Below are 11,375 nucleotides of genomic sequence, written 5' to 3' on the forward strand. Positions count from 1 at the left end.
AGCCGTCGTACCGTTTCCAAGCCTGCAACGCGCGCTGCTCAGGCGCCCAACTCACCGCGCTTCACGGCCGCTATGAAGGAGCCCCAGCCACCTGCCGTGAACGCGATCACCGGGCCGTGTGGGTCCTTGCTGTCACGCACGGGGACGGCGGCAGCAGACTCGCAGGAGACCTCGACGCAGTCGCCTCCAGTCGAGTTGCTGTAACTGCTCTTGCGCCAGTTGACGGCGCTCAGGTCGATTGCTCGCACGGCACTTCCTCCAACATGCGCAGGACGAACTTCCGCGACTCGGCTGGGGACAGTGCCAGGTCGCGCATCGCATCGTACGCACGTTGCAGATGCTCAACAGCCCCGCATTCTTCGATGAGTTCGCCACGATAGGCGGTCTCAACGTAAGCCACGGTCCGCGAGTCCGGCAGTCGCAGGAACTTGACGGCCGTACTGTCCAGTCCGTGCATACCGGCCCTGAACGGCAGCACATGCAGCGTTACGCTCAGGCGCTCAGTCGCCTCGATCAAGTACGTGAGCTGATCTCTCCACGCCTGCTCATCACTGAGCGGCGTGCGCAACACCGTCTCGGAGAGAATGACACGGAACGGTGGCGCCTCCAGGCCCTCCAAGATCTCCCTGCGGCTCATCCGAGCCTCAACCTGTTGCGTCAGTTCCGGCTCCCTGAGACCGCCCGCAGCCAGGACCTCGCGCGCGTAATCCGGGGTCTGCAACAGACCCGGCAGCACGCTTACCGCGAAGTGCCACAGGCTGACGGCTTCCGCTTCCAGCGCCATGTAGATCCGGTAGCGCTCGCGAAACTGCGTGTGATCCGCCCGCGCCAGCTCCCACAGGGCCAGCAGCATCCCCGGCGTCCCGAAGTACGTGTCCAGGGCCTGGACGACCTCCGGGCCGCCCAGCGTCTCGCCCTTCTCCATCTTCCCGAACAACGACCAGTCCCAGCCCAGCCGTTCACCGAGCTGCCGCAGGCTGACGCCCTTCCCGGCCCGCAACTGCCGTAACTCCTCCGCGAACCGCTGACGCGGCTCCCGGCTGCGGCCCGTGACAAGACGTCGCTGCGGCAAGGCAACTCCCCTCCGGCGCTCCGGCCCGGCCGTCCCCGACCGCCCCGGAAGCCCTTCGTACCCGTACTCACTCACACCGGCACGCGCCTTCACCCGCACCCACCGCAACTCGCGTGGAAGGCGCGGAGCGCGTGGCCCGGGAAGCCGGACCGCCTGCACGGCACCAGCCCGGCAGCATTCTCGTAATGCTCCGACTACACACGGTAAGACAGCCGACGCGGGCGCGATGTACGGATCCTGAATCCTCATCCTCACCACCCCCGCCGGAGGGACGCCACCGTGCCGAAACCCGACACCCACAGTTTCTCGCCTCGCCCCGAAGCTCCAAGAGACCCTGCCGCGCGGGACACCCTCGCCGAACCGACTCGATCCGAGGCCAAGACCTGCGATGCCGAGTGGGCCTCGTCAAGTCGGGCAGGGCGCCATGTGGTTCACCGGACGCGAGCCGTCGCTTCCGTCGGCGCCGAGGCGCCTGGGCGGTTTCGTTTGGATCACAGCGGAGACGAGGATGAAGGCGGCTCCCGGGTGGCACCCTGGGGCGATGCGACCCGGAACCGATGTCCCCGAGAACGGCCTGCGGCATCTGCTCAATGAGTGGGATCCGATTGGCGTCGCCGACGAGGTGCAGGACGAGTACGACTGCATGCTCGCCCCTTTGCTACAGCGCCTCCATGGCGGCGCCGACCAGACGGAGATCGGCGAGTTCCTACGGCACGAACTGGAGCATCACTTCGGTCTCGACCCTCGGGTCCAGCGGCCGGACGCGATGGCCGCTCGAGTGATCGCCTGGTGGGCATCCGTCAGCGGGGAGACCGATGGCACCGGCCGCGTGTAGCCGCTCACCGCGGACAACGGCTTCGCGGTCGACCGGAAGCTGTGGGAGGCCAACCGCGCCGAGTGCGGGCCCTGCCCGCCCGGCAGGAACTGCCACGGACCCGCCGGGAACGATTAGGCCCGGGGGCACCACGAATGTCCCCGGGTCCTCTTGGCGCAAGACGCCGGCGCGCTGACCGATCCCGTCTGGAGAGAGAGTGCGAACCCTGACTCGAGCCGCGTGGGAGAACACTGTCGTGCGCCTTCTGGACGACGTGTACTCCTTCGCGGCAACAGGCCCCAGAACCCCCGCCGGTTGGCAGAAGGACGCACTGGCGGTGATGAACCGGGAGGTCGGCGATCCCCGCGGATGGATCACGCTCGACTGGGACAAGGAGAGGGACGGGGAACCGGCGAAGAACAGCCCCTCCTTTCCCTTTGTGCCACTGTCGGATACGGAGCTGACGAGGCGACTGTCCCCCGTCACGGCCGAGACGGCTGCCCGCCTGCTGGTGATCACGACGTATGAATGGGGTCCACCCGGCACGGAGGAGGAGACCAGGGCAGCGTCCGCCGACGCCCGTACTCTGCTCGACAGGTTCGGGGACCGGATCTCCTGCTACAGCAACATCACCGAAGCACGCACCACCCCGTCGCCGGACCTCACGACCGGGGTCACCGGCTGGAACCCTCTCACCGAGTACGACGGTGACTTCGGAGTCATCGTCGTCTCACCCGAAGAGGTCGGTGTCTTCTGGTCCTTCAACCCCATCTGACGGAGTCCATCACCGTGCTCACCAGAAGCGCCACGTACTCCGACACGCCCGCCGCGTCGACACCGCCCGCCTGCCCACCACCGAACGCCGGGCCCGGTACTGGATCGATGTCGCCCGCGCGTTCGAGCAGTGGGGCAAAGCCGACCGCTGCTACCAGGCGCTGCTGGCCGCCGAACAGGCCGCGCCCCAGGAAGTCCGCCGCGGCGCCGTGCGGAGCATGAGCCCCCACCTCATGCGGCACGACCGCACCCTGCCCGGCGTCCGGGCGTTCGCCTCACGCGTCGGCTCCCTCACCTGACGGACGGGGCCCCACCATGCAGCGGTAATGACCAGCCCGGGGACGCCGCGCGCGAGCGTCCCCGGGCACTGGCTTACGCAAGGCGCGACGGTGTTGCGTCAGTTCCGGCGGAGCATCGGGCGTCACCGGATACGGTGGCCGGCTCCGTCGGCCTCACCGTTTTCGGAGGAGTCTCATGCCCCGCGCGCCCCGCACTCCAGCCGAGTACTGGGACACCTATATGCCCCACCGGTAAGAGGGCGACCAGCCCGCTCCTCACGCGGACTGCTTCGAGTGGACCCAGTACCCCGGTCACGGCCCCGGTGCCGAACTGCTCGGCGAACCGCGCCGCGCTCTGGACCTCGGCCCCGCGGAAGGCAGGGAAGCCGTGTACCTGACCCGGCACGGCGTAGAGGTGACGGGCGTCGACCTCTCCCCCGTCCAAGTGGAGCGCGCCCGAACATGGTGGGACGACGTGCCGGGGCTCACCTTCGTCTGCGCGGACGTACGCGACTATCTCGCAGAGGAAGCCCAGTTGTTCGACGCCATCTACTCGGTGTGGGGTGCCGTGTGGTTCACCGACCCCGAGCAGACGACATCGTTGCGCCTCACCGAGAGGGGCGCATGCCGCCGTCGTACACGGTGTCGTAGTCCGGGATGACGACCCGGGTCGCGGGAGCCGCCTTCTCGACCTGGGCGAGGAACGTGTCCAGGTCCATCGCGGGGTCGCGTACCGGGGAACCGCTCAGCGGCACCTCGAAGTTGTCCCAGTGGACGGGGACGACCACGCCGGGGGTGTCCAGCGCGCGCAGCAGCCGGGGAACGTAGCGGTGGGTGGCAGTGCCGGCAGGGACGGCGATCATCGCGAGGCCGGGGCGCAGCCCCCGCACGGCCCGCTCGGAGAAGTCGCTGGCCCCCATGAGGAACGCCGACGGGCCGCTGTCCCCGGCCGTCACCTGGAAGGCGAGGGTGTCGCCCTCGGGCAGGTCGGAGATGGTGTCCGGGGCCGTCGCGGGCGGGGCGTTCAGCGTGCCCGGGGCGAAGTAGGAGCACTTCTTGTTGCGGCTGTGCAGGCTCGGCACGACCTCGACGGTGATCCCGCCGAAGTCCAGCACCTCGCCGCCCTTGACCACGGAGATCTGCCCCGCGTCGACGCCCAGGGCGACCAGCAGGTGGTACGTGGTCTCGGTGCCGACGACGCGGGCGCCGGTGGTCCGGGCGATGTGCGGTACGTCGGCGAGGTGGTCCCAGTGGGAGTGGCTGACGAGGACGAGTTCGGGGTGGCCCGCGTGCGCGTCCACGACCTCGGGCCGGGTCCGCAGCCGCGTCCGCGGATCGAAGGCGCCGTCGAACAGGCCCGTGGGGAAGCGGGTGAGGTACGGATCGAAGAGCACGGTCCGGTCACCCACGTCGATGCGCCAGCCGGCGGTGCCGAGCCAGCGGTACGACACCGGCCCGGCGGCTCCGTCACCGCCCCGGCCGCGGCCCGCGGGTGCGGGCGCCGTGGTGATGGTGGCCGCTGTGGCCGCTGTGGCCGCTGTGGCCGCTGTGGCCGCTGTGGCCGCTGTGGCCGCTGTGGCCGCTGTGGCCGCTGTGGCCGCTGTGGCCGCTGTGGCCGGAACCAGCGGGGAGGCCGCGCCGAGGGCGGCACCACGCAGCAGCGTACGGCGGCCGAGCCCGCGGTTGGAGGCTTCGTCCGATCCGTCCGCGACATGTGTGTTCTGAGGCATGGCGTCAGGAGATCAGGGCGTGAACCGGCCTGTCCAAGACCAAAGTTCGGGCCCTCGATATGCGAACGCATATGTGACCCGGTCACCGGCCGCCGCCCCGCAGGAATTCCACCGCGATTCCGGCCGCGCGGCCTATCGCGGTGTCCACGGTGGTGCGGGAGGCGGTCAGGTCGTGCGTGCGGGCGAAGACGGCGATCGCGTAGCACGCGCCGTCGGGGTAGCGGGCGACGCCCGCCTCCATGTGCAGCCCCGGCAGGGTCCCCGTCTTGGCCGCGACCGTGACGTCGTCCGGAAAACCCGACACCAGCCGGTGGCGAAAGACCTGGCGGCCCATCAGGTCGCGTACGAACGCGCAGGCTTCCGGCGGCCCCGCGGCATCGGTCCAGACGAGCCGGAGCAGCCGTGTGATCTCGCGGGGTGTGGCGGCCGTGGTGTGGCGGGGATCCAGCACGGCGAGCCGTCTCTTGCGCTCGTCGGGCAGGGCCGGGTAGCGGACGGCGAACTCCTTCTCGTCCCGTGCCCCGACCTCCGCGAGCATCGCCTCCAGCAGGGCGCGCGGGCCGCCCACGATCCGGGTCCGCCGCAGGCCGAGTTCCTGCGCGAGCAGCCGCACGGTGTCCAGGCCGACGCGGGCCAGCAGCAGGTCGGCCGCCGTGTTGTCGCTGACCGACATCGTGAAGTGGGCCAGGTCGCGCAGGGACAGCTCGACGTCGTCGAGACAGCCTGCGGTTCCCCAGCCGCCGAGCCGGTCGGCCGCGGTCACCCGCACCCGCTCCCTCGGGTCGAGCTGGCCGGCGACGACCTGCCGGGCGAACTCCAGCACCAGCAGCACCTTGAAGATCGAGGCGATCACGACGAGGTCGTCCGCACCCACGGCGACTTCGCGGCCGTCCGGCTCCGCACCGGCCTCCGCACCGGCCGCTGTGCCGGCTGCCGCACCGGCCGCCGTGCTCGCGTGGACGGGGGCCACGTGCAGTTGTCCCCTGGCGCCAACCCCGGCGAAGACCTGCCGGACCCGTTCCTCGATCACTGTTCCGTCCCCCTGTGTCCGTCGGCCATTCACGGTCATGCCGGCCCGGTCCTCGGTTCGCCGGCCCCCGACCGATCGGCCCATCCCCCGCACAGGTCCTTCGCGTACGATCCGTGATCGTGGATCTCTTACGCCACCTGCGACTTTTCGTCACCGTAGCCGACGAGCTGCACTTCAGCCGAGCCGCCGAACGGCTCGGCATGGCCCAGCCACCGCTCAGCCAGGCGATCCGCAGACTGGAGAAGGAACTCGGTGCCGAGTTGTTCGACCGCTCGCAGCGCGGCGTCCAGCTGAGCGCCGCCGGGACGGCGCTGCTGGACGAGGCCCACGAACTCCTCGCCCGGGAGCAGAGGTTACGCGCACTGGCCCGCCGCGCCGCCGACGGCGGCCTCGGCACGCTCCGCGCCGGCGTACCGCCCGACACCACGGCCGCCGTACTGTCCGCGCTGCTCTCCGCCTGCTCGCAGCACTCCCCGGAGCTGTCCGTCGACCTGCAGGAGGTCGCCACCGGGGAGCAGGTGCGGCTGCTCTCCTCCGGCGGCCTGGACGCCGGACTCGTCCACCACCCCGTCGACACCACCGACCTGCGGCTCGGCCCCGCGATCTCACTGGACCTGGGGATCGTCCTCCCCCGCACCTCGCCGCTGGCCCGGCTGCCGGAGGTGACGCTCGCCGAGCTCTCCGGCCACGACCTGGTGCTCTTCCCGCGGGCCCACGCGCCCGGCTGGTACGACCGCATCCTCGACGTGTGCCGCACCGAAGGCTTCGTCCCCGGCCGTCTCCAGCACGCCTCCAACCCCGAATTCCTGCTCGCCCTGGTGACGGCGGGGCACGGAGTCGCCTTCGACCAGGGGCCGGTGGCCCGCAAGGAGCCCCGCGTCGCCTGGCGTCCCCTTGCGGACCGTCCCCTCACCCTGCGCATCAGCGGCGCCTGGCCCGCCGGCCGCGGAGCCCACCCGGCCGCCCGCCGCTTCGCGGAACTCGCGGCCGGCGTCCTGGCCCGCGACCACACCGCGGCCTCACGGCGCGCGGGCGCCCCCCTCCCACCGGACGATGCCCCGCGCCCGTGGTCGGTGGTCTACGGATAGGTCCCCGCACCGGTGTCCGCGCAGCGCACACGCCGCCCCGTCCGCCCCTGGCCCTGTCGCTCCGTGGCTCTGCCGGACGCGGCGGACGGCACGGCCGGCCGAGGCGGACGCGATGGCCGCGTCACGCATCCGGCCACACGGGGAGCTTCAGCGTGCTGTCGTGCACACGCGCGGCACAGGGGAAGGTTCCAGCGACGGAGTCCCGGCGATCGGCCTGGCCGGGGTCCGGCCGCCGCCCTACGCCGATCGGTGCGACAGATCACTACGCGTGACAGGCCCGGGTAGGCTGCCGGTCATGGCCGCACAACTCCTCCGCCTCGATGCGGAAAACTTCCGCAGCCTGCGTGACGTCAGCATTCCGCTGGGCGACCTCACCGTCCTCGTCGGTCCGAACGGCGTGGGGAAGTCGAACGTGCTGAAGGTGTTCAGCTTCCTCGCGGACATCATCCGTACGGACCTCCAGCCCGCGCTGGAATCCCGCGGCGGCTTCGACGAAGTGGCCTTCTGGGGCGGTGAGAAACCGCCGACCTCACTGAAGATCGGGCTGACGGCGACGTGGACCACCAACTCCACGGTCAACGCCCCGGACAACTACGAACTGACCATCCGGCGCCGGGCGTTCCCCGGAGAGCGGGGGCAGAGCCGCCGGTACATCCTCTTCCGCCAGGAGAAGTTCGTGTTCAAGCGCACCCGTGGCCGGGGACGCAGGATCACGGTCTCCGGGGAGCAGGCCACCGTCACGGACACCCAGAACGACCGGAGGACCGGAGAGAGCAACATCGGCATCAGCAAGCTGAGCAGCGGCCTCTCCACGCTGCCGAGGCTCGCGAGGACCGAGGGGGGCGCCGAGGTCACCAGCGTGGCGCGCCGCCTGTCGTCGCTGCGGGTCTTCGACGTGGACGTGGACGCCGCCCGGCGGCCGTCACGGGCCCACTACGGCGCCAACAACCAGCTCGCTCCGGACGCGCGCAACCTCGCGGACTTCCTGTTCGAACTGAGCCAGGACGGCGATGTCTGGGACCGTCTGCTGGCCGACGCCCGGTCGGTGCTGCCGCAACTGCGCGCCATCGAATTCGCGATGAGCGGGGGCTCCGCCGACGAGATCACCGTGATACTCCAGGAGAAGGGCCTGCGACGCCCCACGCCGCTGGCGGACGCCTCCTACGGCACGGTGCGGCTGCTGGGCCTGCTCGCCCTCCTCTACGATCCCCACCCCGCCGCGCTGACCTGCGTCGAGGAGATCGACCACGGGCTTCATCCACAGGCGCTGGAACTGCTCGTCGAACGGCTGCGTGAAGCGAGCAGGCGCAGTCAGTTCCTGGTCGCCACACATTCGCCTGCTCTCGCGGACCGGTTGCGCCCCGAGGAACTGATCATTTGTGAACGCGACGCAGAAGGCGCGTCGGTGATCCCCGCCCTGACCAGGGACATCATGCGGGCCGCCCGGGATGCCGGGCTCATCGACGCCCCGGAAGGGACGAACCAGTCCTACACGGACTTCGTGACGGACCTCAGCCGCCTCGCGCCCGAGTGACACGGTGCCGGCGGCCACCATGGCCTCCGGCACAAGCCGGGCTCCCAGGGCACGACACCCGTCTCACCGCGTCGCCCCGCGCACCGGCCCTCCGCCTGGGACCCCGTGAGACAGCACAGCAGCAGTCAAGGTCCGTACGACACACACCTGAGACCGCGAAAGAAGAAAGACCAGCCATACCCGCACCCGCGAAAGCGCGGGATCTGGGTGCTCGACTCGCCGGAAGAGCTTGGAAAATGACTGGTCTCACGCGCCAGTTAAGCACACCTTCCGCGTCGGTCGTCAACAACCGCACGCGGCAGGCACGGGCACTCACGCGCAAGGCCCATCCGGCGGCCAGGACACCCCACAGCGTGGAGCCGCTCTCCTCAAGCGCCACGGGTTCACCGACATCCACGCCTCGGCGATCAAAGCACCGGAGGAGCCGGGCAGCCCGGCACGCGCCCGGTGCGGGCCCGCACCTGCGCAGAGGGCAACAGGCGACAGGCGACAGGCGACAGGCGGCCGCTCGCACACGGCACACGGCACACTCCCCCACGCCCGCACCCATCGCAACCCATGGCGACGTGGAACGTGTGGAACGTGCCCCACAGGGCGGGGAGCCCGACCGCCCGCACATTCCGGCCGGTCCCACCTCGGCGGCATTCTCGTAATGCGCCAACTACACACGGTGATTCAGCGGACGTGAGCCTCATACCGCACACGCATCCGCTCCCCCACCACCCCGCCGGAAGGAAACCTCGTGCCGAACTCCACACCCCACCCCGCCGCCGGTCTCGACCCCCGCCATGGCGCCGGTCCCGACCCCGCCCCGGAGCGCACCCGGCGCACCGGCCCCCAGTTCCTCGCCCCCAAGCTCCAAGAGGCCCTGGCCGCCCGGGACGCGCTTGCCGTCGCGCTCACCGACGCCGGTATCCAGCTCCCCGCCATGGACGTCCGCACCCCCTGGGGCGACGCGCTCCCCGACGAGCCCGACGAGCCCGACGACGCCGAGGACGCCGACGACCCGGCCGAGCCGCCCCGGGCCCGGCGGACGGACGAGGCCGCGGCGAAGCCCGCCCCGGCCGGCGAGCACCACCGCACCCCGGAGAGCGCCCGCTACGCCCTCGTCCACCTCGGCGTCTGCTCGGCCCCCGTCGCCCTCGCACTGGCCGCCGTCATCGCCCGGGGAGCCGTACGGGGCGCCGCCCGGTGACCACTCCGCACCCCGCCGCCCCCACACCCGAGCCGGCCCCTCCCCCGCCCGGCACGGCCGTCCACGACACCGCCCGGGCCCGGGTCGGGATCGTCACGGGCCACGAGGGCCCGTACCTCCGGCTCCGCCCGCTCTCCGGCGGCCGGGAGTGGGCGGCCGACCCGGCGGACGTCCGCCCCCTCGACCCGGCCGAACTGCTCCGCGCCCAGGTCGCGGAGGCCAACACCCGCAGCCTGCAAGCACTCCGCGAACGAGACATGTGAACCACGGCGCGACGGCCGACCTCGGAAAGGCCGACGGCAAGCCGATCGACAACTATCTCGACTTCTTCGGCACGGAGAAGTGGGAAACCTTCGGCGACGTCAACTCGCTCGACCAGAAGGAGCTCGAGGGCTCGCTCAACCACATGCCGGACGCCCTCGGCAAGGCGCTGGAGGCCGCGACTCTCGGCTATCCGGCCGGGCAGCCGGACGGGAGCGTGACCCGGGACGCGGACAACGCCGCGATCATGCAGAAGGTCATGGAGAAGTACGGATCGGACGCGGGCCTGCTCAAGACGCAGGAGGCCATGGCCGACAGCCTGGGGACCATGGGCGCCGGATACATCGACGACATCAACTGGGCCCTGGACAAGAACGATCGGAGCAGTGTCTTCGCGCTGGGCAGGAACCCGGAAGGGCGCCTCGACTTCTCGGACACCGATGACGGGAACGGGCGCAGCGTCGTCCGGGGCTTCCTCAGCTCCCTCGGCCAGTACCCGGACGCCTACGCGACGGTCTCCACCGCGGAGCAGGTCTACACCCGCAGCGTGCTGGAGACGCAGGTCGGCCCGGACGGGAAGATCGACACGGGCGCGGCGCGGTCAACGGTGCACGTGCGCGCCGAGGTGCAGGGCATGCTCGACCAGTCACGCGCCGACCAGGTCGAGGCCACGAACCTCAAGACGCACGAGGAGTACGAGAAGGCGGTCGCCAAGCGTGCCGGCTGGGTCGAGTTCGGGGCAACGGCGGCTGTAGCGGCGGGCGTCGCCTTCCTACCCGCGACCGCGGCCGTGGGCACAGCGGCGGTCCTCATCCCGCTGGCGACGGACACCGCGAGCGGTGCCCTGGAACAGGGCATCAGCAGATGGTCGGCGACATCTCCGACAACTCGGTGGACGAGCACAAGGAGAAGGTGGAGGAGCTCACCCAGATCGAGAGGCGCAAGATCTACTCCGCGGGTGAGAGCATGGCCGAAGCCCCGATGGAGGGCTTCCTTCGGAACATCGACGTGGAGCCCGACAGGGTTTTCGTCCAGGACCTCAAGGAATCGATGAGGCTCGGCTACTCGACGGGCAACGAGCGCGAGAACCAGCAGGGCAACGACCCGGAGACGGGCTGAGGCCAGGGACGGGCCGAGGCGGGGCGGGGCGGACGATGCCGACGACGCAGAAGGATGTTGATGACGACCGTGACCAGTCGTAGAGGGACGCGAGGCATCCTCTGTGCGACCGTGGCCGGCTCTCTGGCACTCACCGTGGCGGGTTGCAGCGGAGGGGACGACGGGAGCGGCGAGAAGGAACCCGACACCTCCGTGGCGGCCGAACGCCTCTGCGGCGGCAAGGCCGTGTCGGCGGAGGCGGGCAAAGCTCTCCAAGTGATCATGGGCTACGCACAGTTCGAGCCATCCGACGAGAAGACCACGGTCGCGGCCGCCGCACGGGAACTGGGCCGCACGGACGATTCCTCCGGGCGGGGGTCGCCATCTGCTGGTCCTCGAAGTCGGGTAAGTGAGCGTAACCATGTATGAGTGAGGGTCGTTGTCAGAGCGTGAATCTGACGGAATGGGCGAAGACGCAGGGCGTGCATCCGCAGACCGCGT

Annotated in this window: 13 protein-coding genes and 1 pseudogene; 10 read left to right on the forward strand and 4 right to left on the reverse strand. The window is 70.6% G+C overall.

What is annotated here, in order from left to right:
- Positions 1-38: 38 nt before the first annotated feature.
- Entirely contained in the window at positions 39-248 is a 210-nt protein-coding gene (locus tag KBZ10_RS27495; protein WP_210990448.1) for a DUF397 domain-containing protein, read from the reverse strand.
- Positions 230-1,072: a helix-turn-helix transcriptional regulator gene (locus KBZ10_RS27500; protein WP_210990449.1), complete on the reverse strand. Its 843-nt coding sequence runs from the start codon at positions 1,070-1,072 to the stop codon at positions 230-232. The genes KBZ10_RS27495 and KBZ10_RS27500 overlap by 19 nt, the downstream gene beginning before the upstream one ends.
- Before the next feature lie 541 nt (positions 1,073-1,613).
- Here KBZ10_RS27500 and KBZ10_RS27505 point away from each other — a divergent pair.
- The 4 genes from KBZ10_RS27505 to KBZ10_RS29905 all read left to right on the forward strand — a co-directional run bounded on the left by KBZ10_RS27505 (position 1,614) and on the right by KBZ10_RS29905 (position 3,599).
- Positions 1,614-1,907, forward strand: a complete 294-nt coding sequence (locus KBZ10_RS27505) for a hypothetical protein (RefSeq protein ID WP_210990450.1) — start codon at positions 1,614-1,616, stop codon at positions 1,905-1,907.
- Between the two features lie 235 nt (positions 1,908-2,142).
- Positions 2,143-2,661, forward strand: a complete 519-nt coding sequence (locus KBZ10_RS27510; RefSeq protein ID WP_210990451.1) for a hypothetical protein — start codon at positions 2,143-2,145, stop codon at positions 2,659-2,661.
- Entirely contained in the window at positions 2,633-2,959 is a 327-nt protein-coding gene (locus KBZ10_RS27515) for a hypothetical protein (protein ID WP_210990452.1), read from the forward strand. The genes KBZ10_RS27510 and KBZ10_RS27515 overlap by 29 nt, the downstream gene beginning before the upstream one ends.
- 310 nt (positions 2,960-3,269) lie before the next feature.
- Entirely contained in the window at positions 3,270-3,599 is a 330-nt protein-coding gene (locus KBZ10_RS29905) for a bifunctional 2-polyprenyl-6-hydroxyphenol methylase/3-demethylubiquinol 3-O-methyltransferase UbiG (RefSeq protein ID WP_282107893.1), read from the forward strand.
- On the opposite strand, the gene KBZ10_RS27525 is transcribed toward KBZ10_RS29905, so the two are convergent.
- Together KBZ10_RS27525 and KBZ10_RS27530 are read right to left on the reverse strand one after the other, a co-directional pair.
- Positions 3,547-4,668, reverse strand: a complete 1,122-nt coding sequence (locus KBZ10_RS27525; RefSeq protein ID WP_210990453.1) for an MBL fold metallo-hydrolase — start codon at positions 4,666-4,668, stop codon at positions 3,547-3,549. The genes KBZ10_RS29905 and KBZ10_RS27525 overlap by 53 nt on opposite strands.
- A gap of 82 nt (positions 4,669-4,750) precedes the next feature.
- Positions 4,751-5,698, reverse strand: coding sequence for a serine hydrolase (locus tag KBZ10_RS27530; RefSeq protein ID WP_210990459.1), 948 nt, complete (start codon positions 5,696-5,698; stop codon positions 4,751-4,753).
- 119 nt (positions 5,699-5,817) lie between these two features.
- On the opposite strand from KBZ10_RS27530, the gene KBZ10_RS27535 reads away from it, so the two are divergent.
- From KBZ10_RS27535 to KBZ10_RS27560, 6 genes and pseudogenes are all read left to right on the forward strand, one after another.
- A complete protein-coding gene (locus KBZ10_RS27535; RefSeq protein ID WP_210990454.1) occupies positions 5,818-6,786 on the forward strand; it encodes a LysR family transcriptional regulator in 969 nt (322 codons plus the stop codon).
- Between the two features lie 295 nt (positions 6,787-7,081).
- Complete coding sequence (locus tag KBZ10_RS27540) at positions 7,082-8,320, forward strand: AAA family ATPase (RefSeq protein ID WP_210990455.1); 1,239 nt, start codon at positions 7,082-7,084, stop codon at positions 8,318-8,320.
- A gap of 742 nt (positions 8,321-9,062) precedes the next feature.
- The gene (locus KBZ10_RS27545) at positions 9,063-9,515 is read left to right on the forward strand and encodes a hypothetical protein (RefSeq protein WP_307847639.1); all 453 of its coding nucleotides are present in this window, start codon (positions 9,063-9,065) and stop codon (positions 9,513-9,515) included.
- Entirely contained in the window at positions 9,512-9,778 is a 267-nt protein-coding gene (locus tag KBZ10_RS27550; protein WP_210990456.1) for a hypothetical protein, read from the forward strand. The genes KBZ10_RS27545 and KBZ10_RS27550 overlap by 4 nt, the downstream gene beginning before the upstream one ends.
- Positions 9,775-10,895: pseudogene (locus KBZ10_RS27555) on the forward strand (hypothetical protein); the annotation flags it as partial. The gene KBZ10_RS27550 and the pseudogene KBZ10_RS27555, both read left to right, overlap by 4 nt.
- Positions 10,896-11,006: 111 nt before the next feature.
- On the forward strand, positions 11,007-11,303 hold the full coding sequence (locus tag KBZ10_RS27560; RefSeq protein ID WP_210990457.1) for a hypothetical protein: 297 nt from the start codon (positions 11,007-11,009) through the stop codon (positions 11,301-11,303).
- Positions 11,304-11,375: the final 72 nt, after the last annotated feature.

Source organism: Streptomyces sp. F63, from assembly GCF_018070345.1.
Lineage (GTDB): Bacteria > Actinomycetota > Actinomycetes > Streptomycetales > Streptomycetaceae > Streptomyces.

Excerpts from the sequence above, each read along its gene's own strand:
- KBZ10_RS27505 (WP_210990450.1), top strand. The coding sequence starts at position 1,614 with ATGCGACCCGGAACCGATGTCCCCGAGAACGGCCTGCGGCATCTGCTC.
- KBZ10_RS27525 (WP_210990453.1), bottom strand. The coding sequence starts at position 4,668 with ATGCCTCAGAACACACATGTCGCGGACGGATCGGACGAAGCCTCCAAC.
- KBZ10_RS27540 (WP_210990455.1), top strand. The coding sequence starts at position 7,082 with ATGGCCGCACAACTCCTCCGCCTCGATGCGGAAAACTTCCGCAGCCTG.